The 24633-nt window shown below is 65.7% G+C and carries 25 protein-coding genes and 1 tRNA gene; 21 read left to right on the top strand and 5 right to left on the bottom strand.

Annotated features, from left to right (window positions below; translation table 11 throughout):
• The 4 genes from EXR94_09100 to EXR94_09085 all read left to right on the top strand — a co-directional run bounded on the left by EXR94_09100 (nt 1) and on the right by EXR94_09085 (nt 3942).
• Nucleotides 1-74, top strand: a tRNA-Arg gene (locus tag EXR94_09100).
• A gap of 137 nt (nt 75-211) precedes the next feature.
• Nucleotides 212-943, top strand: coding sequence for a hypothetical protein (locus tag EXR94_09095; protein MSR02879.1), 732 nt, complete (start codon nt 212-214; stop codon nt 941-943).
• Nucleotides 934-3222 (top strand): hypothetical protein, encoded by a 2289-nt coding sequence (locus tag EXR94_09090; GenBank protein ID MSR02878.1) that lies wholly within the window; start codon nt 934-936, stop codon nt 3220-3222. The genes EXR94_09095 and EXR94_09090 overlap by 10 nt, the downstream gene beginning before the upstream one ends.
• 108 nt (nt 3223-3330) lie before the next feature.
• Nucleotides 3331-3942 (top strand): PAS domain-containing protein, encoded by a 612-nt coding sequence (locus EXR94_09085; protein ID MSR02877.1) that lies wholly within the window; start codon nt 3331-3333, stop codon nt 3940-3942.
• On the opposite strand, the gene EXR94_09080 is transcribed toward EXR94_09085, so the two are convergent.
• Together EXR94_09080 and EXR94_09075 are read right to left on the bottom strand one after the other, a co-directional pair.
• The gene (locus tag EXR94_09080; GenBank protein MSR02876.1) at nt 3887-4081 is read right to left on the bottom strand and encodes a hypothetical protein; all 195 of its coding nucleotides are present in this window, start codon (nt 4079-4081) and stop codon (nt 3887-3889) included. The genes EXR94_09085 and EXR94_09080 overlap by 56 nt on opposite strands.
• Nucleotides 4078-5211 carry a site-2 protease family protein gene (locus EXR94_09075; protein ID MSR02875.1) on the bottom strand — a complete coding sequence of 378 codons (1134 nt, stop codon included), beginning with the start codon at nt 5209-5211 and terminating at the stop codon, nt 4078-4080. Before EXR94_09075 ends, EXR94_09080 begins: the two co-directional genes overlap by 4 nt.
• Nucleotides 5212-5369: 158 nt before the next feature.
• On the opposite strand from EXR94_09075, the gene EXR94_09070 reads away from it, so the two are divergent.
• From EXR94_09070 to EXR94_09015, 12 genes are all read left to right on the top strand, one after another.
• On the top strand, nt 5370-6617 hold the full coding sequence (locus EXR94_09070; GenBank protein MSR02874.1) for a transcription termination factor Rho: 1248 nt from the start codon (nt 5370-5372) through the stop codon (nt 6615-6617).
• Nucleotides 6618-6624: 7 nt separating this feature from the next.
• Nucleotides 6625-7071, top strand: a complete 447-nt coding sequence (ruvX, locus tag EXR94_09065; protein ID MSR02873.1) for a Holliday junction resolvase RuvX — start codon at nt 6625-6627, stop codon at nt 7069-7071.
• Entirely contained in the window at nt 7068-8054 is a 987-nt protein-coding gene (gene mltG / locus EXR94_09060) for an endolytic transglycosylase MltG (protein MSR02872.1), read from the top strand. Before ruvX ends, mltG begins: the two co-directional genes overlap by 4 nt.
• Nucleotides 8051-8884, top strand: coding sequence for a hydroxymethylglutaryl-CoA lyase (locus tag EXR94_09055; protein MSR02871.1), 834 nt, complete (start codon nt 8051-8053; stop codon nt 8882-8884). The genes mltG and EXR94_09055 overlap by 4 nt, the downstream gene beginning before the upstream one ends.
• A 57-nt stretch (nt 8885-8941) precedes the next feature.
• The gene (locus EXR94_09050) at nt 8942-9637 is read left to right on the top strand and encodes a CoA transferase subunit A (GenBank protein ID MSR02870.1); all 696 of its coding nucleotides are present in this window, start codon (nt 8942-8944) and stop codon (nt 9635-9637) included.
• The gene (locus EXR94_09045) at nt 9634-10281 is read left to right on the top strand and encodes a CoA transferase subunit B (protein MSR02869.1); all 648 of its coding nucleotides are present in this window, start codon (nt 9634-9636) and stop codon (nt 10279-10281) included. Before EXR94_09050 ends, EXR94_09045 begins: the two co-directional genes overlap by 4 nt.
• A gap of 232 nt (nt 10282-10513) precedes the next feature.
• Complete coding sequence (locus tag EXR94_09040; protein MSR02868.1) at nt 10514-11698, top strand: class I SAM-dependent rRNA methyltransferase; 1185 nt, start codon at nt 10514-10516, stop codon at nt 11696-11698.
• Between the two features lie 63 nt (nt 11699-11761).
• The gene (locus EXR94_09035; protein ID MSR02867.1) at nt 11762-12643 is read left to right on the top strand and encodes a hypothetical protein; all 882 of its coding nucleotides are present in this window, start codon (nt 11762-11764) and stop codon (nt 12641-12643) included.
• An 87-nt stretch (nt 12644-12730) separates the two neighbouring features.
• Nucleotides 12731-12919, top strand: coding sequence for a hypothetical protein (locus EXR94_09030; protein MSR02866.1), 189 nt, complete (start codon nt 12731-12733; stop codon nt 12917-12919).
• An 88-nt stretch (nt 12920-13007) separates the two neighbouring features.
• Nucleotides 13008-14051 (top strand): L-threonine 3-dehydrogenase, encoded by a 1044-nt coding sequence (locus tag EXR94_09025; protein ID MSR02865.1) that lies wholly within the window; start codon nt 13008-13010, stop codon nt 14049-14051.
• Nucleotides 14048-15247: a glycine C-acetyltransferase gene (locus EXR94_09020; GenBank protein MSR02864.1), complete on the top strand. Its 1200-nt coding sequence runs from the start codon at nt 14048-14050 to the stop codon at nt 15245-15247. Before EXR94_09025 ends, EXR94_09020 begins: the two co-directional genes overlap by 4 nt.
• Nucleotides 15248-15541: 294 nt before the next feature.
• Nucleotides 15542-16204 (top strand): hypothetical protein, encoded by a 663-nt coding sequence (locus EXR94_09015; GenBank protein MSR02863.1) that lies wholly within the window; start codon nt 15542-15544, stop codon nt 16202-16204.
• Between the two features lie 60 nt (nt 16205-16264).
• Here EXR94_09015 and EXR94_09010 read toward each other — a convergent pair whose 3' ends face one another.
• Complete coding sequence (locus EXR94_09010; protein ID MSR02862.1) at nt 16265-16819, bottom strand: DNA-3-methyladenine glycosylase; 555 nt, start codon at nt 16817-16819, stop codon at nt 16265-16267.
• A complete protein-coding gene (locus tag EXR94_09005) occupies nt 16816-18498 on the bottom strand; it encodes an NYN domain-containing protein (protein MSR02861.1) in 1683 nt (560 codons plus the stop codon). The genes EXR94_09010 and EXR94_09005 overlap by 4 nt, the downstream gene beginning before the upstream one ends.
• Before the next feature lie 173 nt (nt 18499-18671).
• Between EXR94_09005 and EXR94_09000 the strand changes: the two genes are divergently transcribed.
• The 5 genes from EXR94_09000 to EXR94_08980 all read left to right on the top strand — a co-directional run bounded on the left by EXR94_09000 (nt 18672) and on the right by EXR94_08980 (nt 24031).
• Nucleotides 18672-18836: a PEP-CTERM sorting domain-containing protein gene (locus EXR94_09000; protein ID MSR02860.1), complete on the top strand. Its 165-nt coding sequence runs from the start codon at nt 18672-18674 to the stop codon at nt 18834-18836.
• 128 nt (nt 18837-18964) lie between these two features.
• Complete coding sequence (locus EXR94_08995; GenBank protein ID MSR02859.1) at nt 18965-20227, top strand: HAMP domain-containing histidine kinase; 1263 nt, start codon at nt 18965-18967, stop codon at nt 20225-20227.
• A complete protein-coding gene (locus EXR94_08990; protein ID MSR02858.1) occupies nt 20224-21603 on the top strand; it encodes a sigma-54-dependent Fis family transcriptional regulator in 1380 nt (459 codons plus the stop codon). The genes EXR94_08995 and EXR94_08990 overlap by 4 nt, the downstream gene beginning before the upstream one ends.
• Nucleotides 21600-23381, top strand: a complete 1782-nt coding sequence (locus EXR94_08985; GenBank protein ID MSR02857.1) for a hypothetical protein — start codon at nt 21600-21602, stop codon at nt 23379-23381. The genes EXR94_08990 and EXR94_08985 overlap by 4 nt, the downstream gene beginning before the upstream one ends.
• Nucleotides 23381-24031, top strand: coding sequence for a hypothetical protein (locus EXR94_08980; protein MSR02856.1), 651 nt, complete (start codon nt 23381-23383; stop codon nt 24029-24031). Before EXR94_08985 ends, EXR94_08980 begins: the two co-directional genes overlap by 1 nt.
• Before the next feature lie 24 nt (nt 24032-24055).
• Here EXR94_08980 and EXR94_08975 read toward each other — a convergent pair whose 3' ends face one another.
• Entirely contained in the window at nt 24056-24610 is a 555-nt protein-coding gene (locus tag EXR94_08975; protein ID MSR02855.1) for an HNH endonuclease, read from the bottom strand.
• Between the last annotated feature and the right edge of the window lie 23 nt (nt 24611-24633).

Raw genomic sequence — 24633 nt, 5'->3', positions numbered from 1 at the left:
GGGCTCGTAGCTCAGCTGGATAGAGCGTTTGCCTCCGGAGCAAAAGGTCGCGCGTTCGAATCGCGCCGGGCCCACTTCACGCCAAGCCCCACCGTCAAACCCGGTGGGGCTTGTTGCGTTCCGCGCCACCCATTTGACACTCCGTTGATACCGTCAAATAGTTTAGGGGCCATCCTCGTTCGCTCGACCTCATCGTTGGAGGCACCACCTGATGGCAACCCCGCCCCTTCGCCTGGCCATGATCGCCGCCGCGGTCACCGCCTGCAGCCATGTCGTCGATGCCCCGCGACCCGATACGCGAACGGCGCTCGTCGAGGCGGTACTCGTGGCCGGCACCGACGTGACCCGGTTCCGCCTCCAATGGCTCAACCCGGCCGACAGCGGAACCATCAACCCGATTCAGCCCGAGGAAGCCGCCCTCGAACTCATCCATCCGGACGGAACGCGCGCCGACTGGGACCTCGATCCTGATTCCGCCGGCGTGTATCTGGCTTTCCTCCCGATTACCGCGCCCGCGACCTACCGGCTGGCCGGGACCCTCGGCGGCCGGCCGGTCAGCGCATCGACCCGGGTGCCTGGGCCGCTGATGCTCGAGCCGCCGCTCGGCGACACGCTCTTCCTCAAGGGGAGCCAACGTGAGCCCGGTAGAGCCGTCACCGGCCGGGTCGTCATCGCCTGGCGGGCGAGCGGGGCAACGGTCCTGGTCGTCGACTCGGCCGAGGTGCTCTTCTCCACCCGTTTCACCCACGGATCCGAGGCCGATCTCGGGGTCCGCCAAGTTGCCGCGGGCCAGCGCGTCGGCCCCTCGATCCGGTTCCTGGCCTTGAACCGCGAGGCCGACCGCTACCACTTCAACCTGACGGGGCCGGAGACCAACCTCAGCGGAGCCTTCGGCATCTTCGGCGCGGCGTCCGAAACCCGGCGGATCGTCGTATGGCGCTGATGACTCGCCGGTTCCTCTGCTCGGCCATCGCCGCGATGACGGCAACCGCTGTAGAAGCGCAAACCGTGCGGGGCACCGTCGTCGCCGCCGCGGGCACGACCCCGATCACCAACGCCTCGATCGTGGCCCGCGGACGCGGCACCGCAACCACCTCCGACCGGTTGGGCCGGTTTACCATCGCCACCGCGGTACCCGACACCCTGGTTATCACCGCCATCGGCTGGCGACCCGACACCATCCTGGTCACCGGACCTCAACCAGACCCGTTGACCGTGGCCCTGGAACGAGCGCCGGTCATCATCTCCGATCTCATCGCCACCGCCCCGGCCATCCGTCCGCTCGATCTGTCCGGTCACGGCCACTGGCAAATGCCGATGGCGGCCGCCCGCACCGTTCCACCGGCCGTCGAAACCGACGTCTACCGGGCCCTCGCGATGATCCCGGCGGTGAGCTTCTCGAGCCCGCTCTCGGCCCGGCCACTGATCCGGGGCTACGATGCCCAGGAAGTCACCACCCGGATCGACGGGTTCGAAGTGCTCAACCTGTATCACCTCGGCCGGATCTTCTCATCCTTCCCCGCCGACGCAGCCGAAGACATCACCGTCTCGGCTGCCCCCTACACCGCCGCCCACGGCGGGTCCACCGCGGGACTGATCGACATCACCGGCCGGACCGGCCGTCTCGATCGATGGCATGCCGGGGGTGGCCTGAGTTATGGATCTCTGTCGGCCTTCGCGGGGGGCGGCAACGACCGAGTCCGCTCGTTCGGCACCGCGCGGGTCTTCTACTGGAAGTCGCTCGAGCTGATTCCCAATCTGGACATTCCGTACCACTTCGAAGACCTGTACGGTGGATTGGTCTTTGGGCCGGCCGACCGGCCGACCGGCCGCCTAACGCTTTTCGCGACCCAGGACCGGGCCGGGCCCACCGATGGCACCCGGACCTTCCTCAATTGGGACAACGTCATGCTCGGGGGCCGGTGGCGTTTGAAAGACGGCGCCCGGACGACGCTCGAACTCTCGACGTCCACGGCCCATTTCGGGCAGCAAGGCGAAGACGTCCCGGGTCTCCATAGCATCGCCAACGCCAATTTGATGAACCGGTTCACCCGGCTCGCGGTCACCGCTGATCTGGTCTCGGTGTTCGAACGGACCCGAATTGCCTCCGGCCTCGCAATCGGCTGGCGAAAGGTCCTCAATCAAATCGTCGACGCCCCGCGCGATTTCGAACCCGACCCCGATCCATTCGGTGCCCCGCACGCCGCCATCGACGCCGGTCGGCTCGAGATCGGCGGGTACACGAGCGTCAGCCGGCGGGTCGGACCGGTCACCGCCGAAGCCGCCCTCCGGGTTGATGCGGCGGGACCCGAAGCCAGCGTTCAGCCCCGTTTGCACGCTCGGTGGGCGGCGTCGAAGGGACTCGAGTTGAGCATCGGGGTCGGCCGGACCAGCCGGCTCTACCACCTGCTCGGCGAAGCCCAAGCGGAGCCGGACTTCGACTTCCTCGATTTCTGGCTACCCGCCGGCGATAGCGTTCCGACCGCCCGAGTCGATCATGCCACCTTCGACCTCAACCTCGGGTTCGCGCCGTTCATCGGCCGGGTGTCGGTGTTCGCATCAGAAGGCAACGGCATCGGGGAACTGACGCCGGAAACATCTCAACGCCAACTCGGCCTCTTCGAGTTTTTTCGGTTCGGCCGGTCCCGAACCCGTGGCGTCGAGGCGCAAGTGGCCTATCGCGGAGCGGCCGACTCGCCGCACTCGCTGTCGCTGAGTTATGTCTATGGCCGCTCGGAACGTGACTGGGGTGACGGGTGGGTTCGGTGGTCGCTTGACCGGACTCACCAGGTCCGTGGATTCAGCCAGGTCAGATTCGGCGGCATCACCTGGTTCGGCGCCATCGACGTCTCAACCGGCGCCCCGATTACCCCGATCGACTTCATCCTCGATGACGCCGGCGTCCCGGGTATTCCCGAAGCACCGGTACCGGGCCGGGTCGTGCCGGTTGCCGTGTACGGCCGGGAAAACGCCGCGGCCACCAGTGGCACGTTCCGTCTCGACCTCGGTCTCGGATACGCCTTTGGCGGACCCAACCATCGCCGGTTCACCCTCGGCGCATCGGTGATCAATCTCTTGGCAACAGCCGTGTCACAGTTTGGCTATGCCACCGGCCCCGGCGAGGGTCCGCTGGCGCTCGACCCCATAAGCCGGCCCACGCCGTATCGGCGGCTGTTCAGCCTGCCGCCGATCCCCACCGTCACCCTGCGCGCCGAGTTCTGATGAGCACCTAACGCGGCCCGATTAGGGCCATTCGGCCACTGGCGAGAAAATACCTGAGGGCCCGAGATTCATCTCTTACGTGGACATAACGTTAGAACGGAACCTCCGATGAATGGGCGCCCCGACATCGAGTCGCTGGTATCCCTGCTCGAAAGCGCCCCTGACCCCGCCCTCATCACGGACGATCAGGATCGAATCGTATTGGTCAACCATTCGGCCGAGTCGCTCTTTGGCTACCGGCGATTGGAGTTGGTCGGGCGGTCGAACCACGACTTCGTCCCGCACCGCCAGGAGATCGTGGGCGACCGGACCTCGATTGTCGCCCGCCACCGGGACGGCCACGCGATGCGGCTCACGGTGTCGTTCCGGTCGATACCGGTCGACCGCCAGCTCCTCACCGCCGCGTACTTCCGGAACCAGGACGACGGATCGGCGCCCGACGTCTCCGCACTCGACCGCCTGCCGGTCGCGACGTTCCGGTTCGACGCCATCGGCCGACTGCTCTACGCGAACGCCGCCGCGGACGGCGTGCTCGGGACCCGGGCGGAGACATTCACGGGGAAGACGCCGACGGAGTTCGGGCTGCCGTCGCAGTTGGGCCAGACGTGGCCCGGGACATCCGGGAAGTCCTCGAACGCCGCGTGGCCGCGACGCGACTCGCCGACTAAGGCTCCCGCAGCAGGGTCCGCATCCGAATGGCCATCGCTTCGATTTCCTTGAGGGCGGTTGCCACCTCGGGAGTCAGCGCCTCCGGCTCCATCAACAGCAACTGGGTCTCGGCCAGCAGGGCTGCCAACGGGTTGGCGATGTCATGCCGGAGCTTGGGCAGTCGTTCCGCATCATCCATAGCACCGCTCACTGGGCAAAGGGAATCGGCACGAAGGTCGCGACGAAGACCGCCAAGCAGGCCAGGCCGAGCCAGGCCCGATGCCGGAAAATCGATCGCTCGGGCAAGATGACCGGCGGGTGCTGCAGACGTCCGCCGCCGATCAGAAACGCCATCGCGACCCAGATGACCCAGTTGAACGAAAACTGGGAGAGGTAGAGCAGCGCGACGACCGTCACCAGCGCCAGCCCGCCTTGCCGCCGCCCGAGAAACCCATAGGCGATGTGCCCCCCGTCGAGTTGGCTCAGCGGCAGCAAGTTGAGGCCGGTGAGGAAACACCCGACCCACCCGGCAAAAGCGGGGAGACTCAACCGAACCGCCGTGTCACCGGGCACCAGCCACTCCCGCAGATAGTGGGTCAGCAACGAGTCGCCGAGCGTCAGGACCTGACCGGCAAAAGTGACGTAGCTCTTGGTGAGCCCCGGCTCCCAAGGCACCCGTTCCGACGTCAGGTAACCCCAGATGAGGACCGCCACCGCCACCACGAACCCGGCCAGCGGGCCCCCCGCTCCGACATCCGCCAGCTGCTGGCGATCGAGGACCGGGGTCCGGGCCCGAATGAAGGCGCCGAAACTTCCAATCGGCGAGATCGTCGGAGGAACGGGTATGAAGTACGGCGGGGTCACGTCGATCGCATACCGCCGGGCCACGAAATAGTGGCCAAGCTCATGGACCAAGAGGATGCCGAGGGACGGCACGGCAAAGGCCCAACCGACCAGGAACACCCGCCAGTCGCCGGCGACCAACCCCTGAAAGAAGGCCAGCAGTTCTTGACCGAAACCGACGACGAAGCCCGGATAATCGACCGGCGTCCAGACCCCAGCCATGGCCGCTCCGGCCGCCAAGGAAAACAACGCCGTGAGGAGGAACAACACCACGTGCTTCGTCCAGCCGATCGGAGCATCCTTCTCGAGCGGCCGGACCAGAATCAGCCGGGTCCGCCCAGGGTCGGCCCAGTAGTGGGCCCCCGGCCAGCTCGCCAGGAACGCCGTAAACTCGGCCGACGGCCGCCCGGGGTTCGGAACGACCAAGGCGTCGATCACCTCGCGGCTCCCGGCCTGAATGGTGCGCCAGGCGGAGAAGAAAACAGGAAACTGATCCATGGGACCCTTGACAGTAAGGGGGTGGCGGGCTATAATATCGACGCCACCCTTCTATTCCCCGAACAGCAATACGACCACGCAGCACGCTCCTCGGTTCGGGGCACCTGGATCACCACTCCACCCATTTATCAGCGGTCTCCGGCTACGAGGTTCCCTCCGTGGACATTTCCGAACTGAAGCAGAAGTCGGTCGCCGAACTGCATCAGCTGGCCCAAGAGCTGAACATCACCAACTACTCCGGCCTTCGCAAGCAGGATCTCATCTTCCGGATCGAGCAGTCGTTGCTCGACAAGGACACCGTTATCCGGGGCGAAGGGGTCCTCGAAATCCTTCCCGAAGCGTACGGCTTCCTTCGGAGCCAAGACTGGAACTACCTCTATGGCCCCGACGACATCTATGTCAGTCCGAGTCAGATCAAGCGGTTCGACCTCCGAACCGGCGATACCGTCATGGGCCAGGTCCGGCCGCCGAAAGAGGGCGAACGTTACCTCGCCCTGCTCAAGGTCGAACAGGTCAACTATGAAGAGCCGGAAAAGACCAAGCACCGGATTGCCTTCGACAACCTGAAGCCGCGGTACCCGGATTCCCGAATCCGATTGGAGAGCAAGAAGGGCGACATCTCGATGCGGGTGGTCGACCTCTTGTCCCCGATCGGCAAGGGCCAGCGCGGGTTGATCGTTGCCCAGCCGAAGGCTGGTAAGACCATCTTGATGCAGAAGCTCGCCAACGCGATCAATGAGAACCACCCCGAGGTGGTCCTGATCGTCCTGCTGATCGACGAGCGGCCCGAAGAAGTCACCGACATGCAGGAAAACGTCAAAGCCGAGGTCATCGCCTCGACCTTCGACGAACCGGCCGACCGGCACGTCCAGGTGGCCGACATGGTGATTGAGAAGTCCAAGCGGCTAGTGGAGCACGGCCGCGACGTCGTCATTCTACTCGACTCGATTACTCGCTTGGCCCGGGCCCATAACGTCGTCGTGCCCCACTCCGGCAAGATCCTCTCCGGCGGCGTCGACGCCAACGCCCTTCAAAAGCCAAAGCGCTTCTTCGGCGCCGCGCGGAATATCGACGGTGGCGGCTCGCTGACGATTATCGCCACGGCGCTGATCGAAACCGGATCCCGGATGGACGAAGTCATTTTTGAAGAGTTCAAAGGCACCGGCAACATGGAATTGGTCCTTGACCGCCGGCTCGCCGACCGCCGAATCTGGCCCGCCATCGACATCCAGAAATCCGGCACCCGGAAAGAAGAGCTCCTCATGGATAAAGACGAGCTCAACCGGGTCTATCTGCTCCGGAACTTCCTGGCCGACATGCCCCCGGTCGAAGCCATGGAATTCCTGCTCGAACGGATGAAGCGGACCAAGTCGAACAAGGAATTCTTCGCTACGATGGTGCAGTAGGGCAGACATGAGCGGATCGCTCCCCCGCACCGGACGACTGCTGTCGGTCGATTGGGGTGAAAAACGGATCGGTCTCGCGGTCTCCGACGAGACCCAACTGATCGCGACGCCGCTCGGCACCCTGACCCGCCGGGCCGGCAAGCGGTTTCCCATGCCCGCATTTCTCGAACATGTGATGGCCGAAAAACCGACCGGCATCCTGGTCGGGCTACCCCTCGAATCCAGCGGAGACGAGGGCTCGGCGGCCAGCGAGGCCCGTGAATTGGCCGGGGCCATCGGCGGCCGAACCGGCCTGCCGATGGAATTGTGGGACGAGCGGATGTCCACCGCCCGGGCCCTCGCGGCCATCCGGGAGCAAGGCGGTAGCACCCGGGGCCGTCGTGATGAAGTCGACGCCTTGGCGGCCGCGGTGTTGCTCCAACACTATCTCGACAGCAGGTCCCCCGCGTCGTGAGCCGGCGATCGCCGTTGGTTGCGCTGGCCGCCCTGACGTGGGCGTGCGGCGGGGCGCCGGCCACCGGTCCCCTCGAAGAAGTGTTTCTCCCCCCAGGCGCCAGTTTCAATGAAATGACCGACAGCCTGGTGGCCCATCGCCTCGTGACCAACCGGAAATGGTTTGGCTTCCTGGCGCGGGTGGGCCGCTTCGACCGAAAGCTCAAGGCCGGGTTCTATGAACTGAGGCAAGGCGAAGCGACGCTCGCCCTGCTCAAAACGCTGGTCGCCGGCAGCGAAAAGACCACTCGATTCACCGTCCCCGAGGGATTCACCCTGCTGGGTATCGGCGCGGCGGCCGAATCGGCTCTGGGCCTGCCAGCCGACTCGATCAAGGCCGCTGCGACCGATCCCGCCTTGCTGCAGGAGTTCGGAGTCGAGGGCCCGTCGATGGAGGGGTTTCTCCTCCCTGAGACGTACTTCGTGTCCCGCATGATCACGGCCCGGGGCCTGGTGCGTGAGATGGCCACCCTGTTTCGGACCCGGTGGAACCCCACCTGGGGCGAACGCGCCACCGCCGCGGGGCTGTCGCGCACCGACCTCGTGACGATGGCGTCGATCGTGGAGGGTGAAGCGCGGGGCGACGAAGACCGGCCCCTGGTCGCCGCCGTTTATCTCAATCGGCTCCGGATCCGGATGCCGCTACAAGCCGACCCCACCGTCCAGTACGCCATCCAAGTGGCCACCGGCAAACGGAAGCCTCGGCTGTTCGAACGAGACTACCAATTCCCGTCGCGATTCAACACCTACTTACACCCCGGCCTCCCGCCCGGTCCGGTCGGCGCCCCGAGCACCAAGAGTATCGAGGCGGTCCTCGATCCGGCCCCGGTGCCGTACCTCTACTTCGTCGCCGGCCTCGACGGCAAGCATGTGTTCAGCCGGACCTACGGCGAGCACCTTCGGGCCATTGCCCGGATTCGGGCCGCCGAGCGAGCGCGTCGATGACCCCGATTCGACTGGTCGAAGTGGGCCCTCGAGACGGGCTTCAGAACGAAAAGACCGTCATCCCGACCGACGTGAAGGTGGCCTTCGTGGATGCCCTCTCAGACGCGGGCTTCGATGAGATCGAAGTCAGTTCGTTCGTGTCACCCAAGTGGGTGCCGCAACTGGCCGACGCGGCCGAGGTGTTTGCCGGGATCACCCGGCGGCCGGGCGTTCGCTACACCGCCTTGGTCCCCAACGAAGCCGGGCTGGCCCGCGCCGTAGCCGCCCGGGCCGACAAGGTGTCCGTCTTCACCGCGGCGAGCGAATCGTTTACCAGAAAAAACATCAACGCCACGATCGCCGAGTCGGTCGACCGGTTCCGCCCGGTGGTCCGGGAGTCGCCGGTGCCGGTGCGGGGGTATGTCTCCACCGCGTGGCATTGTCCCTATGAAGGCCCGATCGCCCCCGAAGCGGTGCTTCCGGTCTGCGACTCTCTGCTCGAGATCGGGTGCACAGAATTGTCGATCGGCGACACCATCGGCAAGGCGACCCCGGCGGAGGTCGCGGCCTTGCTCGACCTCCTGATGCCTCGGATCGGCGCCGCCAGGCTCGCCATGCATTTCCACGATACCTTCGGCCGCGCCGTCGAGAACGCCCGGGCCGCCGCCGGATTCGGCATTACCGTCTTCGACGCGTCGGCCGGCGGCATCGGCGGCTGTCCCTACGCCCCCGGCGCAACCGGCAACGTGGCCACCCAAGACCTCGTCCGCCTGTTCCCCGAACAAACGGGGGTCGACTTCCCCCGGCTCGAGGCGGCCTCCGCCCTCGTGCGTGGCTGGCTCACCCCGTGACCATTGAGACTCCGGGCCGTTATCTTCGCACACTCCAACCGCTGGGAGCCCGTTGCCGTGAATAAGGTCTTTCCCGATGCCAAGACGGCCTGCGCCGACATCCCAAACGGAGCCATGCTCCTCGTCGGCGGGTTCGGCCTCTGCGGTGTGCCCGATGAGTGCATCATGGCGGTCCGCGATCTCGGCGTGACCGGCCTGACCATCGTCAGCAACAACGCCGGAACCTCCAGCCACGGCCTGGTTCATCTCCTCAAGAACGGCCAAGTCAAGAAGATGATGTCGAGCTACGTCGGTGAGAACGACGTCTTCGAGAAGCAAATGCTGAGCGGCCAACTTGAAGTCGAGTTGATCCCGCAAGGCACACTATCGGAACGGATGCGGGCCGGCGGGGCCGGGATCCCCGCATTCTTCACCCCGACCGGGGTCGGCACCCTGGTGGCCGAGGGTAAGGAGGTCCGGGAGTTCAACGGCCGGCGGTACTTGATGGAACTCGGCATCACCGGCGATTACGCCTTGGTGCGGGCCTACAAAGGCGACCGATTCGGCAATCTCCAATACCGGAAGACGTCGCGGAACTTCAACCCGATGATCGCCACGGCCGGCCGGATTACCATCGCCGAAGTCGAGCACCTCGTCGAACCCGGCGAGATCGAACCCGACACAGTGCACACCCCGGCCATCTTCGTCCAGCGGATCTTTCAGCGCCAATCGCAGGAGAAACTGATCGAACGCCGAACCGTGAGGCCCCGATGAGCGACGATATCCGCCAGGTCATCGTCCGGCGCGCCGCCCAAGAAATCTTGAGCCTCAGCGACCGGACCGGTTATTACGTCAACCTGGGCATCGGGATTCCCACCATGATTGCCGACAACATTCCCGCCGGAGCCAGTGTCGTGCTCCAATCTGAGAACGGGATGCTGGGCGTCGGGCCCTATCCGCTCGATGGCGACGAAGATCCCGACCTGATCAACGCCGGCAAAGAAACCGTGAGCGAACTGCCCGGCACCAGCTACTTCGACAGCGCCACCTCGTTCGGGATGATTCGGGGCGGGCATGTGGCAATGACATTCTTGGGCTCCATGCAGGTATCGGAAACCGGCGACATCGCCAACTGGATGATTCCGGGCAAGATGGTCAAGGGAATGGGCGGGGCCATGGACTTGGTGGCCGGCGCCAAGCGGGTCATCGTCGTGATGGAGCATACCGCCAAGGGCGCCCCGAAGATCCTCAAGAAATGCTCCCTGCCCCTTACGGGAGAACGATGCGTGCATCGCATCATCACGGAGCGTTGTGTGCTCGATGTCACCCCGGCGGGCCTCAAGGTCGTCGAACTGCTTCCTGGCTGGACCAAGGAACAGGTCGAAGCCTCGACCGAGCCTCCCTTGATTTGGGCCTAGGCAATCGGCGGCTTGCCCCGGTCGCGACCAAACCACGTTCCGACTCGGCTGAAGAACGACTTGACTTGGCGCCAAAAGATGAGAATGGCGCCACCGATTGCGGCCAAGATCGAAGCCAACGGCGCGATTACATCGGGACCGATGTAGAGCATCATAGGTCAACACCAGCGAAGGTCATGGGATCAGAATACTCCGAACCCTAGCCAGGTAGCAACATTGGTACCCCAGGCCACTGGAGGATCGTCTCGTGCAGGAAATTCGGGTCACCAAGCGGGGCGCCGAGCGGTGGACCCAAGGCCATCCCTGGATCTTTGCCAGCGACGTCACGTCCGACGAGGGTTCGGCTGGCGTCGCGACTGTGTCCGATCACCGCGGCAAGGCGATCGGCAAGGCACTCTACTCCCCTGCCTCTGAAATCCGAGTCCGGTTGCTCGACCGCCGGCCGGAAGCAACCATCGACCAGACTTGGTGGCGGGAACGGATCACCCGGGCGCTCGCCCGCCGGGGGCCGATCGATGCCTCGGCCTACCGAGTCGTCCACGGCGAGGGCGACGGCCTCCCGTCCCTCATCATCGATCGATACGATCGGTGGGTCGTCGTCCAAATCCTGAGCGCCGGGCTCGAAACCTGTCGATCGGATATTGTCGCGGCCGTCCTCGATGTCCTCGCCCCCGAAGGCATCCTGGCCCGCCATGACCCGAACGTCCGGCGCCGGGAGGGCCTCCCCCAGGAAATCGTTCTCCTGTACGGGACGGTACCGGAGGATCTCCGGGTCCGGGAAGGTCCGATCGAGTATCTCGCGGCGCCGTGGTCCGGCCAAAAGACCGGCGCCTTTCTGGATCAGCGGATCAACCGGCTCAAAGCCGGCCAACTCATGCCGGCCGGCGGTCGCGGTCTCGATTGCTTCAGCTATCACGGCTCGTTCGCTCTCCATTTGGCCCGCCAGGCCCGGTCGGTTGTCGCCATGGACGTCAGCGCCGAGGCGCTGACCCGCGGTCAAGCCAACGCCGGGCTGAACGGCTTTACCAACCTGACCTGGCTCGAAGCCGACGCCTTCGAAGGCTTGCGCGACCTCGACCGGGCCAAGGAACGATTCGATGTGGTCGTCGTGGATCCACCGGCGTTCGCGAAGAACAAGGGGTCGGTCCACCAAGCCCTGAAGGGCTACAAGGATATCAATCTCCGGGCAATTCGCCTCGTCAGCCCGGGCGGCCATCTCGTGACCGCCTCATGCTCCTACCACGTCCGGTGGCCCGAATTCCTCGGGATGCTCGCCGAGGCAGCGGCCGATAGCGGCCGGCGCGTCACCTTGGTCGAGCACCTGACCCAGCCCTCCGACCATCCCGAGGTCCTGACCATACCAGAAACCGGGTACTTGAAAGGCGCTGTGCTGCGAGTCGAGCCAGGATCGGGGTAACCCCCTCCACAGTTAGACATGGTTAGGCTTATACTTGGGACAATCCGGCCACTATATCGTATCGTGCGTACCGCCATCCAACTCGACCCCCAGGAAGACGCCGCGCCCGCGCGGCGGCTTCGGTCGCTCCCGTCATTGGAGCAGCAGCACCGGGCCTACCTGATGCAGCGGATCGAGGACTACAAGGATTCGCTCTCCCGCGAAATGTTGATGCGCCTCGGCGATGATGCCGCCTCAGAGCTCCACGGGGCCCGAAGCGATCAGTTCGTGATGACCGAGATGCTGATGCAGGAAACCGTCGACCAGCAGATCATCGAGCGGCTGAAGCTGCCCTCGTTTCGGAGGTGGCGCTCCAAGATCCTCCCCCTTCGGGAAGCCCAGCGATCACCGACCCGCTGGGGGATGTCGACCGTCGACCCTGTCGCCCTGGTCCTGCCCCGGCTCGAACCCGGCGACCGGGCCTTGGTCATCGGCACCGGGGCCGAACGGGCCGTCTATTTATTGGCGGCCCATGACCTCGAGATCCACTGCTTGATTGGCGATACCACCGCCGCCACCAAGATCGAAGGGACCCTGGCCTCCGAGTCCTTGAGCGGGCAGTGCGAAGCCTTCGTCGTGATGCTCGGCCATTGGATTCCGGCGGCCGTCAACGGCCCCTACCACCTCGTGGTCATCGATGCCGCCACGGTCCAGTCACTGACGCCGGACCGGCAACGGTCGCTGATGATCCAGGCCCAGCAGCGCACGGCTCCGGAGGGACTCCACGCCCTGGTCTCGTCCGACGCGGACATCGCGCCGGAAAGCTGCCTCCGCCACTACCCCGATTGGCAGAAGATCCCGCCCCCTCCCGGAGGACCCACGGGTCGCTCCAACGAGCCTGGCCTGCGGGGCTTCCTCCTCTCCGGCCCCCCGATCCGCCCAAGCGGACTTTCCTCCGTCAAATAGCCCCGCCCGGCCCGCCGTGCGGATCCGTCGGGGGCGGGCGTCCTTAGAGTGTCGCTTCATCGATTCCGCGACCCTCTCGGAGGCACCATGCCAGACTCTCTGTCGTCGACCACGTCGCCCGTCGGCATCATCATTTCGCCCGGCACCTCGCGAACGACGGCCACCAAACTCTGGGCCTATCTCTGGACCGCCGAGCGCGAAGCGGAGCATGACTCCTGGCACCACCGGTTGCCCCAGATCAGAGGTCCTCGAACTCCTGATACCGATTCGGACTGACCGGCCACCGACCGGGCCGACGTAACCTTACCCAGTCATAGTCGCCGGTATATCTTGCTCCAGTTTTTCCTCCGGCTCAAGTGACCAAATGCGCGCTATCGTAAAGACCGCCCCCGGGGTCGGGATGACCCTGGTCGAGGTCCCGAAGCCAACTTGTGGACCCGCGGACGTCCTGATCCGGGTTCACGCCGCGGGCGTCTGCGGCACCGATCTCCATATCTGGGAATGGGACCGGTGGGCCTCCAACCGGATGAAGCCTCCGGTGGTCATCGGTCATGAGTTTGCCGGCGAGATCGTGGAACTCGGCGACGAGGCCCGCCGCGCCGGGATCCTCGCCGTCGGCGAGCTGGTCACTGCCGAAGGCCACATCGTGTGCGGCCACTGCCTCCAATGCCGGACCGGGAACGGGCACCTCTGCAAACGGACCCAGATCATCGGAGTCGATCGGGACGGAGCGTTTGCCGACTACATCGCGATGCCGGCCAGCAATATCGTTCGGCTCCACGGCATCCCGGTGGAGATCGGCGCCATCATGGATCCGGTCGGCAACGCCGTCCACACGGTCCTCGAAGGCGCCGAGCTTGCGGGCAGCACCGTGCTCGTCCTCGGCTGCGGCCCGATCGGCTGCTTTGCCGTCGGCGTGGCCCGGGCGGCGGGCGCCTCGACCGTCATTGCCAGCGATTTCAACGACATGCGGCTCGACTTGGCCCGCAAGATGGGCGCCCACCTGACCCTCAATCCGGGGCGCGATGAGGTGGTTGACCGAGTCCTCGAAGCAACCCACGGCAACGGTGTTGACCTGGTCTGCGAAATGAGCGGGCACCCGGCGGGCCACGCCCAGGCCTTCAAAGCCGCCCGGCTTGGCGGCCGAGTCAACCTGCTGGGCACTCCGAGCCGGAGCACCGAGGTCGACTTTGCCCACGAAGTCATCTTCAAGGGTCTCACGCTCTACGGCGTCACCGGGCGGAAGATGTATTCAACCTGGAACACGATGGGCCGCCTGATTCGCGGGGGCCAACTCGATCCCCGACCCGTCATTACCCACCGCTTCCCCCTTGAACAGATCGCCGAAGCCATCGGGGTCATCAAGAACGGCACAGCCGGCAAGGTCATCCTGGAGATCGCCCAATGACGAGCCCGCTCGATACCCGATTGTCGGAAGCCCTGGCCGGTTTCCGCCGCGACGGGATCTACAAGCGACTCAACTTCCTCGAGGGCCCGCAAGGCGCCCGGGCTCACATGGAAGGCCGGGGCGAGGTCATCATCCTCTCCTCCAACAACTACCTCGGACTGTGCAACGAGCCCGACGTCATCGCCGCCGGCAAGGCGGCATTGGACAAGTTCGGAGCTGGGTCGGCATCGGTGCGGTTCATCTGCGGCACCCTGACGATCCACCGGGACCTCGAGGCGGCTTTGGCCAAGTTTGTCGGCACGCCATCGTCCCTGTCGTTCATGAGCTGCTGGAATGCCAACGAGGCGTTTCCGGTTACCCTGCTCAACGAGGACGATCTCGTCCTGAGCGACCAACTGAACCATGCCTCGATCATCGACGGCATCCGGCTGGCCAAGGTCATCGCCAAGTGCCAAACCGGTGTCTATCAGCACAATGACATGAAGGACCTCGATGCGAAGCTGGCCGCCGCCACCGATCGCAAGGTGAAGATGGTCGTCACCGACGGCGTCTTTTCGATGGAAGGGTCGATCGTCAATCTGCCGGACCTGCTCACCGTCTGCCGGAAACACGGGGCCGTGCTGGTCGTCGACGACAGCCACTCCACGGGCGTCCTCGGCGCTACCGGCCGGGGAACCGCCGAGCACTTCGGCATGGTGGGGGATGTCGACATCATTACGACGACCCTCGGGAAAGCGCTTTCAGGGGGCGCCGGCGGGTTCGTCGCGGGGTCGTCCGATGTCACCGACTACCTGATTCAGCGGGCCCGTCCCCAACTCTTTACCAACGCCCTGCCGGCGGCGGTCGCAGCCGCTGGCCTGGCGGCGATCCGGTTCATCGAGGCTCACCCCGAGCGGGTCCGGAAACTCCAGGACAACGCCCGCTACTTCAGGGCCGGCCTCAAGGACCTCGGCTTCAAGCCCCTCGACGGCGAAACCCCCATCATTCCGGTCATCATCGGCGAAACCGCCGACGCCATCCGGATGAGCGAACTGCTCCTCGACGAGGGCGTTTTCGTCACTGGCTTCGGGTACCCGGTGGTGCCCCAGGGAACCGCCCGGGTTCGATGCCAGATTTCGGGTGCCCATACCATCGATGACCTCGATGAGGCCCTCCGGGCCTTTGCCAAGGTCGGGCGGCGCCTCGGCCTCATCTAGCCGCCGGGTGCCGCAATTCTCGCGTTCCTCCGAAACCTGCCGACAATCTGCCCGGCCGGAGGGGTTCCGGTCGGAGCGGTGCGAGGACAGTACGGTTTTCATACACCTAAGAATCTCCGGGTCGCTCCACGCTATCTCGTTTCTGTAGAACGACTTAAAATGTAAGTTTTTGGCAAACGCCAACCCGTTCTCCGAGAATATCATCCGGAATGCTGCAGGAACTGTCTTGAGCACGGGGTTTGCCATGACGGTCAGCGTCCGTTGGTCCTTCGATCATTGGCGGGAGGCCGTTCAATGCGTCCTGTTCGAGCAGCAGTGGTGGCCTTCGGTGGCCTGGTGATGTTGGCAACGCCGGCATTTGCCCAGCGCACCGAAGATTCCTTCAAGTGGTACCTGGGTGCCCAAGCCGGCATGCTCGGCTTCGAAACCCCGTCGCAGACCCGAGGCTTCGTTCCGACCGCTGGCGGCCACATTCTGGTCATGGCCAAACGCACCGGACTGATCCTCTCGGTCGACGAGGCCTTTGGCGGTTCGGAGGGCAGCAGCTACACCGACGCCACCACGCCGGGAGGGATCCGGCCGGTGAGCTTCAGTCACCTCCGGAAGTACTCGGCCGTGATCACGGCCTTTCCGGTGAAGGGCGCAACCCAGCCCTACTTCGGGTTGGGCTTCGGCCTGCTCCAGGTCATTGATCCCCAGCCGGGCGGCGTCTTCACCTCGCAGGCCCAGGCCGGCTTGGCCAAGCGACTGGCAGCGCAGCAATCCACCAACGGTTTCATCGGCTTCGTGACCGGCGTCCAATTTCGGCTCGACCGGATGGTGGTCTTCGGCCAATACCAGATTACGTCGGCCCCCGCGGCCGACCAGTTAGTCCGAAGCGCGTCGCACGGATTAGTCGGCGGGCTTCGGGTTTCGCTCGGCGGGGCAAAGGAAGGCATCCACGGGGGCGGGTACTGAGTTTCGCGGCTCAACTCGGGATGACGACAACGGGGCGGCGCGATGCCACCCCGTTTGTCGTTAGGGCATCAGGAAGCGGAGCGGCCAATCGGCGGCCTTGGTAATCCCGATCCTCGCAGTGACTCGGAGTGCACCGACGGAGGGCCCCGGGCTGATCGAGACGGCCGATCGCCGCATCAGGCAACCTTCGAGGGAGCGGTCGATCCCGAGTGCCTGACAGAGCTTACCCGGCCCGTTGCTCAAGATTCGGGGCGCCACACCCCCGCGACGGCGCACCGCCACCTCCTGGCCCTCGGTAATCCGAACCGCCCGGAGCAACACCGCCGCGCCGATTCCGGCGGGACCGGTCACGAGATTGGCGCACCAGTGGAGCCCGTGCGACCGGTAAATGTACCAGTGGCCTGGCGGGGAGTAGATGCCGACGTTGCCGGCGTGGCGCCGGCCCCGGTACGCGTGGGACGCCGGGTCGTCCCGTCCGAGATATGCCTCGGTTTCAACGACCATACCCCGGACCCGCTCGCCCCCGGCTTCAGAGACGACCATCGCCCCAATCAGATCCCGAGCAATGGCCTCGGCCGAGCGGGCAAAAAAGCGGTCTGGTAGGACTCGGCTCAGCGCGGCTTCCTCGGACCCCGGGACCGCGGGCTGCCCCGACGAACGCCGCCTGATTTCGCCGGCACGGGAGGCACCTCGGCCGGCTTCGGTACCGCCGTGCTGGCCTTCTTCGTCCCGCGGGATCGGACCGGGCCTTTGGTCTTGGTCTTGGCCTTGGGGTCGGGTTTGGTCTCGACTTCGGCCACAGCGACCGCGACGGCCTTAACGGGGGCCGGGGTCTTCTTGCCGAAATCAACGAGCCCGATCATCGGCACTGCCGGCGGTCGCGACGGGCCTCGTGACCCTCGTCGGAACCCAATGCCCGCCACCCGGGAGGCCAGCGGATCGGCCTCAGGAACCGGCGCCGATACCGAGCCGGAGTCCCTCTTGGTCGACCCGTTCGAACTGCCGGCCGGGATCGACTTGGCCCCATCCGGCGATCCATTGATGCTCGAGCCGCCATTGGCACCCAGCGACGCCCGACCCGAACGCGTCAGCGCCACCTCATATTGATCCTCGCCGGTCTTCTTGACGTCGGCCACCTCGGCATCGTTGGCCTGCCGGAGGAGCCGGGGGAAGCGCGTTGGCTCGAACAGCGGATCTTCACGGCCGTGGAGCGCTGCCATCCGGGCCCGAAGCGTGTCATGGGTCACGGGGTTCTGCAGTTCGCCAAGGGCCCGGGTCAGCAACGAGAACGCCGCCCCGAGGGTCAGGTAATCTCCCGGAGGGCCAACCGGCTGCGCGGCCTGGGGTGCCCGGCGAGACGGTTCGGCTGCCGGGGCCGGTGCGGCCTCGGTCCGGCCACTCGTCGGCTGGTCGCGACGATCGCGGCCTCGACCCCGGCCCCGACCCCCACGGCGTTCGCCATCCCGCTCGGGGGCCGGTGCCGGAACCACGGTAGTGGCCGACGCCGCCCGGCCAGGAGCCGGCGCTACCTCGTACTGGCCGTTGTCGAGCTTCGCGACCTTGAGGAGACCCCGGGTCGCGGCCTCGGTCACGAACTTGCTGAACCGGTTGATGCCGGCGTTCCGTTCGTCGAAGCTCGAATCGATCTGCTGCATCACCTGCTTCAGCCGATCCGACCGCATGACATCGCCCTGCTTGACCATCCGCTCGACGGCTTCGACCACCAACTCCCACGGGTCACGACGGGCCGCCGGGGCGTCGACTTCGCGATGCAGCCCGGCCAATTCCGTATAGGAGAAATACTCGTCGCAATTTTGGATCAAGAGATCGCTGGCCGAGTCCCGGATCCCGATCCCGATGACGTACTTCCCGTACTCCTTGAGTTTCATGACGAGCGACGAGAAATCACTGTCGCCCGACAGCACGATGAACGTGCCGATGTCCGGTCGGGTAAAGACCAACTCGATGGCGTCGATGGCCAGCCGGATGTCGGTGGCGTTCTTCTTCGTCGAACCAACGGCCGTGGCCCAGATCATGTCGATCGACCGCTCGGTGAGCGGCATGACGTACTGCGGATAGCGGCGCCAATCGGCGTAGGCCCGTTGCACGGTCACTTTGCCACGGATGATGTCGCTCGACAACAGGGCCTTGAGCTCCTTGGTCAAATCGGAGCGAATGCCCATCGTGACGTTGTCGAAGTCGATCAGGAGTGCGGCGTGGGAGGCGGGCGCGGCGGGGGATGATGGGGCGGCGAGCGAGGCCTGTCGGCCTGCCCGCGAAGTCGGACCAGTCACTTTACTTTTCTACTCCATGGCCCCCCGGAACATCGGCTCCCGCCGCTCACCGCACTGCCGGGTGGCAGTCGCGGGGATTCAGTCAGGAACCGCCGTCCCGGTAGCGGCCTATTGTTGAGAGCGGGTTTCGGCGTCGTGCCGAAACCAAGCCGTTCAAGTCTAGGCGGTCGGCTGTGTTACCGGTAGGGCTCCCGGGGTCGGACGCGAACCCATCCCAAGTAGATATCGACGGCGGCCTGGCCCCAGTTCCCGAACCAGCCACCATGGGCCTGATGGCCATTGGCTTGGTCGCCATGCCCGGGATGGGCTGGGTTCGGCGGCGGCAGCAGCAGGCATAGTCCGCCGACCCTCCTCGATCCACGGAGGCTGGAAGGGCGCCGGCAAATGCCGGCGCCCTTTTTATGTCCGGAGGCGGATCGTGCGAGCCGGCCCGATCCATGACCGCTGATTGCGATTACCTTCCGCCATGCGCGGACTGTCCTTTCGCGGGCGGATCTCCCTCACCCTGTTCCTGATCGCCCTGCCCTCGGCCATGGCGATGTTTGGGTGGGCCTATTCGACGATCCGTTACAACCCCGCCAAGGCCGCCCAAGCCGTCGTCCGCCCCCTCCGTGAATCGGGGATTCGGCTGCTCAATACCCTCGATACCACCCGGCTCTCACCGCCGGAAATCCAGGCGCTCAGCCACTACAAAGTCCGTCTCAACGAAGCCCTCCGCGTTTCCCAGCAGGCCTATACCTACAAGCGCCTCGAGACCTACGGCCGGGCCATCTTGCTGGCCGTGCTCGGCACGGTGCTGTTCTACGCCGCGATCTTTCTGGGCCGGAACCTCGCCGCGCAGCTGAGTTGGCCGATCGATGAGTTGGTGGGGTGGACCGGCCACATTCGGCGCAACGAACCGCTGCCCCCCGACCCTCCCCGGTCCGGCGCCCCGGAATTCGCGTCCCTTCGAACCGCCCTTCGGGACATGGCCGCCGGCCTGGCCCAAGCCCGGAGGTCGGAGCTCGAATCCGAGCGACTCCGGGCGTTCCGGGAAGTGGCCCGCCGGGTGGCCCATGAAATGAAGAACCCGCTGACTCCGATCCGATTTGCCGTTACGTCGCTCAGCCGGAACGCCAATCCCGAGCAGGAAGAGGCGTTGGACGTGCTCCGAACCGAGTCGAGTCGGCTGGAGCAATTGGCGCGGGACTTCGCCAATCTGGGCCGGCTCCCCGAAGGACCGCCGGCCGAGGTCGATTTGGGCGAGTTGCTGGGCGAGTTGCTCCGGACCTCGCTTCCGGTCGAGATCGAGGGAAACCTCCAAGTCACCCCCGACACTCCCCACGTGGTTGGGCACTACGACGCCCTCCGACGGGCCTTTGCGAACGTGATTCGAAACGCCGCCGAAGCCATGCTGGGTGTTGGCCGGATCGAGGCGACGATCCGTCCGTGGCAAGGCGGGGTTCGGGTGTCGATCGCAGACCAAGGCCCGGGAATCCCCCTGGCGAAACGAAGTCGGGTGTTCGAGCCGTATTTCACGGAGAAGAGCGATGGCACCGGTCTCGGTCTCGCCATCGTCAAGCAATCGGTCGACTTGCATCAGGGCATCATCGAAGTGGCCGAGACGCCGGGCGGGGGGGCGACGTTCGTGATCTGGCTCCCGCTCTTGCCCGAAAGCGCCAAGACTCGACCAACCGATCGACCTTATGTGGAGCGCCGAGTCGCGGACCGGCGGACAAACCAACGATGACCATACGCGTCTTGATCGTAGACGATGAAGCGAACATCCGGCGGATGCTCGGGGCCCTGCTCAAGTCTGAGGGCTTCGACGTGACCGAGTCCCCCAACGGCAACGCGGCCCTGCTGGCCATCGACGGCGACCACCCGGACGCCATTCTGCTCGACTTGATGATGCCGCCGGGGCCCGACGGAATCGCGACCTTGGAGAAGATCCGGGAGCGGGACGCGAGCGTCCCGGTCATCATGATGAGCGGCAAGGCCCAACTGACCGATGCGGTCCGGGCCATCAAGCACGGAGCCTTCCAGTTCCTGGAAAAGCCCCTGACACCCGAAGCGGTCTTGATTACCCTCCGGTCCGCGCTGGAGCTGACCCGGACCCAGGCCGAAAACCGGGCCCTCAAATCGCAGCTCAAGCGGCCCCGAATCGAGATGGTGGGGACGACCAAGGGTATGCAGAAGGTGGCCGAAGCGATCTCCCAGGTGTCACCGACCGAGGCCCGGGTGTTGGTCTACGGAGAATCGGGCACCGGCAAGGAACTGGTCGCCAACGCGATCCATCAGGCCGGCCGCCGAGCCGGGAAGCCGATCGTGTCGGTGAACTGCGCCGCGATTCCGCGCGACTTGGTTGAGAGTGAGATGTTCGGCCACGAGCGCGGCGCGTTCACCGGAGCAACCGAACGGCGGATGGGGCGGTTCGAACTGGCGGATAGAGGCACGTTGTTCCTCGACGAGGTCGGCGACTTGAACCTCGAGGCGCAGGCCAAATTGCTTCGGGTCCTCGAAACCGGCGAGATCCAGCGGCTCGGCGCCGAGCGGGTCCAGCGGGTTGATGTCCGCGTCATCTCGGCCACGAACCAGCGACTCGATCAGGCGGTGGCCGCCGGCACGTTCCGGGAAGACCTGTACTTCCGGCTGGCGGTCTTTCCGATCGAACTGCCGCCGCTTCGGCATCGGCTCGAGGACCTCCCGGCGTTGATCACCCATCTCGCGGAACGGCTTCGGGGCCATCAAGCTCCCGACTTTACGGCCGAGGCCCTGGCGTCGATGGCGTCGTACGATTGGCCCGGCAATGTCCGGGAGTTGGCCAACGTGATCGAACGGCTCTCGATCATCGGGGGTCCGGAAATCGACGCCGCCTTGGTGCGACAGGTGCTGCCGCGGTCCCGGGGACGAACCGAACCCGGACCGGTGACCGACGCCGTGGCCCAGCCCGGGAGCCTGGATCTCCAGGGACGTTCCCTTTCCAACTTGCTCGATGACTACGAGCGCGCCCTGGTCCGGGAAGGACTGGCGCGGGCCCAGGGCAATGTCGCGGAGGCGGCGCGGGCGCTGCAGACCGACCGGGCCAACTTGTACCGGCGGATGAAGCGGTTGGGGTTGTCGTGAACTCGGCACTCGGCGCTCGGCACTCGGCACTCGGCGTTCGGTGCTCGGTTTGGGTGCTCGCGCTCCTGTTCTCGGGGGGAGAGGGGGAGCGGGTTTGGGCTCAGGATAGTTTGGTGATTATTCGGCCGTTGCCGGAGGTCGATACCGCGGTCGTGCGGAGTTTGCCGAGCGGGGTGGTGGGACAGGTGGTCGCGGTCTATAACGACAGCGCGACGACCCGATTCGGGGGCAGCTTTTCGCTGCCGGCGGGGGCTCGACTCGAAGGTAGGGTGGCGGTGTACCGGGGGACCCTCCGGGTCAATGGGACCATTGCGGGGGCGATCCTCGTCATCAATGGCGACCTGATCATCGGGCCGGGGGGCACCGTGCTCGGACCGGTGCTGGTCACCGGCGGGCGGATCGAGGTCCGCCCGGGCGGACGGCTCGACGGCGAGCGGACCGCGTACGACGCGCTGGCGCCGGTGTTCCGGAAACCGAACGGCCTGCTCGAAGCGCGGGAGCACCGGAAACCGCTCGGCGAAATTGCCTCGGCCCGGACGTCGTTCCAGACCGGCCGGATCAGCACTGAGTTGAGTCTGGAGACCGGCCGAACCTACAACCGAGTCGAAGGGCTGCCGATCGTGTTCGGGCCCTCCTTCACGACCCAGGGCTCCGACCGAGCGGATGCGAGGCTCGATCTCCGGGGCATTTTCAGGCCGACCAGCGATCGCACCAAACTCCGCGACGACATCGGCTTTGTGGTGTCGACTGAATTCCGCGCCGGATCGGCCCGCCGGTGGCTCAGCTTCGGGGCCCGCGGCTACCGGCAAATCCAGTCGATCGAAGACCAACCGTTGACCAAAGGCGAGGCGGGGTGGTCGGCCTTTCTGTTCCAACGGGACTACCGCGACCATTACGAGGCCCGGGGCCTCGAGGGCTACGCGAGCGTCGCTCCGCTGCCCACCCTCCGGCTCGGCTTGTCGTTTCGGGGCGACCAGGAACGCTCGGTACCGTCGAGCGATCCGGTCTCCCTGCTCCGCAACCAGGATACCTGGCGTCCGAATCCGCTGATCGACGACGGATTCTACCGAACCAGCAAGGTGTCGCTCGACTACGATACCCGGAACGACCAGGCGCGGCCCTCGACCGGGTGGAAAATCCATGCGGATTTCGAGAGCAGCCGGAGCGACGACGCCTCACCGGTGGCCCTCCCGGCCGCGGTCCGGCCGCCGATCGAGCCGGGGCGTTACGCATTCTCGAAACTCCGGTTCGACGTGGCCCGGTACGCCCGACTCAACCCCAACACCCGGATCAACCTTCGAATCCTGGGCGCGGGATGGGTCGGGGGCGACCCGTTACCGGTGCAACGCCGCGTTTCGTTAGGCGGCCCGGACATCCTGCCCGGGTTCGGTTTTCGCGACCTCAATTGCGGCCCGCAGGGGTTCTCGGACCAGAGCCAAGCCTCGCTCTGCGATCGCATCCTGGCCGCTCAACTCGAGATCCGGACCAACCTGCCGATTGACCTGCCGTTCCGGATCCGGAACGCAGAACTGGCGGCACTGCAGCAGATCTTGGGCATTGAGCGGGCGGAGTTGGTGCTCCTGGCGGACGCGGGCAAGGCCTGGCTCACGGGCGGGGGCCCCGGGCGGGTGCCGAACAATCGGATCCCGGCATTCGGCGAGTGGGATGCCGATGTCGGCGTCGGCATCGACGCCGGGGGGATCGGTGTCTACCTGGCCAAATCGGTGGCGGTCAACCGCTCGTTCCGTTTCTCCCTCCGACTCCAGCGACGATTCTGATGCGCCGATCGTCGTGGCTGGTGGCGGGCCTGGTGGCACTCGGCTCGAGGGCAGAGGCCCAATCGCGCTCGGTCGCCGTCTCGATGAGCCTTGACACGACGGTGCATCGGACCGGAGCCCGGCGGGCGATCGTCTCCCTCAAGAACCTCCTGGCCGACCCGCGGTGGGACGAAGCACTCGACAATTCCCTGCCCCTGGTCGTGTCGTATTCGCTCGAGTCGTGGCGATCCCGGGAGGGGTGGATCGACGAGTTCCTCGGGTCGGTCGAATGGCAAGCGATCGTGATTAAAGAGCCGCTCCAGGAGGAGTATTCGATTACCCGGATCGTGAGCGGCCGGCCCGGCCGCCCGCTCCGGTTTGCGATCCGGGATTCGGCGGTCCGGGAAGTGGACAAGCCCCAGCGAATCGAATGGACGCCGACGCGCGCGGGGCGGTTCTACTACACCCTGGCCGTGCGGATCACCGCGTTGTCCGATCAGGACTTGGACCAACTGGAACAGTTTCTGGCGGGTGACCCCACGATCGAAACCCCGGAGCCCGGCACCGTTGTTGGACGGGGCATCCGGCGGTTTCTGCTCCGAATCGCCGGATTACCGAGCCAGGTGCTTGGAACGCGGTCAGAGCAATTCGTGGTGAAGCCCGAGGAGTAGCCGGCTCGGCGCGCCTTGCGGCCCCTAGCCGCCGATGGCGCGGAGGGCTTCGGGGCCGTAGAAGAGTCGGATGTACTTGGCCTGGGTGTGGGTCAGCCGCCGGACCGCCCACGACAGGTGAACGAAGTGCGGCTCCATCGGCGAGGTGGACGGGTGCATCCCGCATTCCTCGGGCAGCCGGTTGCCTTTCTTCGTGTTGCAGGTGCTGCAGGCCGTGACCACGTTCCGCCAATCGTTGCCACCGCCCCGGGAAATCGGAAGCAGGTGATCACGAGTCAGACACTCTCGGGGGCGGAGTTCGTTCTGGTGCCGGTCGCAATACTGGCAGGTGTAGGCATCCCGGGCGAACAGGAAGGTGTTCGTCACCTGCCGGCGGAACTTCCGGGGCACGTGGACGAACTTGACCAGCCGGATAATGGCCGGTTTAGGGAGCGCGAGCCTCGCGCTCCGCATCTGTTCCCCTCCCTCCGCCTCGACGATCTCGGCCTTGCCGTCGATCACCAAGCGGAGGGCCCGCCGGAGCGGGACCATCGTCAGGGGTTCAAATGATGCGTTGAGCGCGAGACATCGCACCGCCAGTTCTCCGCGTCGTGGGACACTAG

It is taken from the genome of Gemmatimonadota bacterium, assembly GCA_009692115.1.
GTDB lineage: Bacteria > Gemmatimonadota > Gemmatimonadetes > Gemmatimonadales > GWC2-71-9 > SHZU01.
The sequence above is the reverse complement of the archived record's forward strand: the minus strand, read 5'-3'. Positions and strand labels throughout refer to the sequence as shown.

Bases quoted from the DNA above. Each gene is read 5' to 3' on its own strand.
- EXR94_09045 (MSR02869.1), top strand. From the start codon at position 9,634: ATGAGCGACGATATCCGCCAGGTCATCGTCCGGCGCGCCGCCCAAGAA.
- ruvX (MSR02873.1), top strand. From the start codon at position 6,625: ATGAGCGGATCGCTCCCCCGCACCGGACGACTGCTGTCGGTCGATTGG.
- EXR94_08995 (MSR02859.1), top strand. From the start codon at position 18,965: ATGCGCGGACTGTCCTTTCGCGGGCGGATCTCCCTCACCCTGTTCCTG.
- EXR94_09090 (MSR02878.1), top strand. From the start codon at position 934: ATGGCGCTGATGACTCGCCGGTTCCTCTGCTCGGCCATCGCCGCGATG.
- EXR94_08980 (MSR02856.1), top strand. From the start codon at position 23,381: ATGCGCCGATCGTCGTGGCTGGTGGCGGGCCTGGTGGCACTCGGCTCG.
- EXR94_09085 (MSR02877.1), top strand. From the start codon at position 3,331: ATGAATGGGCGCCCCGACATCGAGTCGCTGGTATCCCTGCTCGAAAGC.
- EXR94_09095 (MSR02879.1), top strand. From the start codon at position 212: ATGGCAACCCCGCCCCTTCGCCTGGCCATGATCGCCGCCGCGGTCACC.
- EXR94_09020 (MSR02864.1), top strand. From the start codon at position 14,048: ATGACGAGCCCGCTCGATACCCGATTGTCGGAAGCCCTGGCCGGTTTC.
- EXR94_09025 (MSR02865.1), top strand. From the start codon at position 13,008: ATGCGCGCTATCGTAAAGACCGCCCCCGGGGTCGGGATGACCCTGGTC.
- EXR94_09055 (MSR02871.1), top strand. From the start codon at position 8,051: ATGACCCCGATTCGACTGGTCGAAGTGGGCCCTCGAGACGGGCTTCAG.
- EXR94_08990 (MSR02858.1), top strand. From the start codon at position 20,224: ATGACCATACGCGTCTTGATCGTAGACGATGAAGCGAACATCCGGCGG.
- EXR94_09075 (MSR02875.1), bottom strand. From the start codon at position 5,211: ATGGATCAGTTTCCTGTTTTCTTCTCCGCCTGGCGCACCATTCAGGCC.
- EXR94_09015 (MSR02863.1), top strand. From the start codon at position 15,542: ATGCGTCCTGTTCGAGCAGCAGTGGTGGCCTTCGGTGGCCTGGTGATG.
- EXR94_09030 (MSR02866.1), top strand. From the start codon at position 12,731: ATGCCAGACTCTCTGTCGTCGACCACGTCGCCCGTCGGCATCATCATT.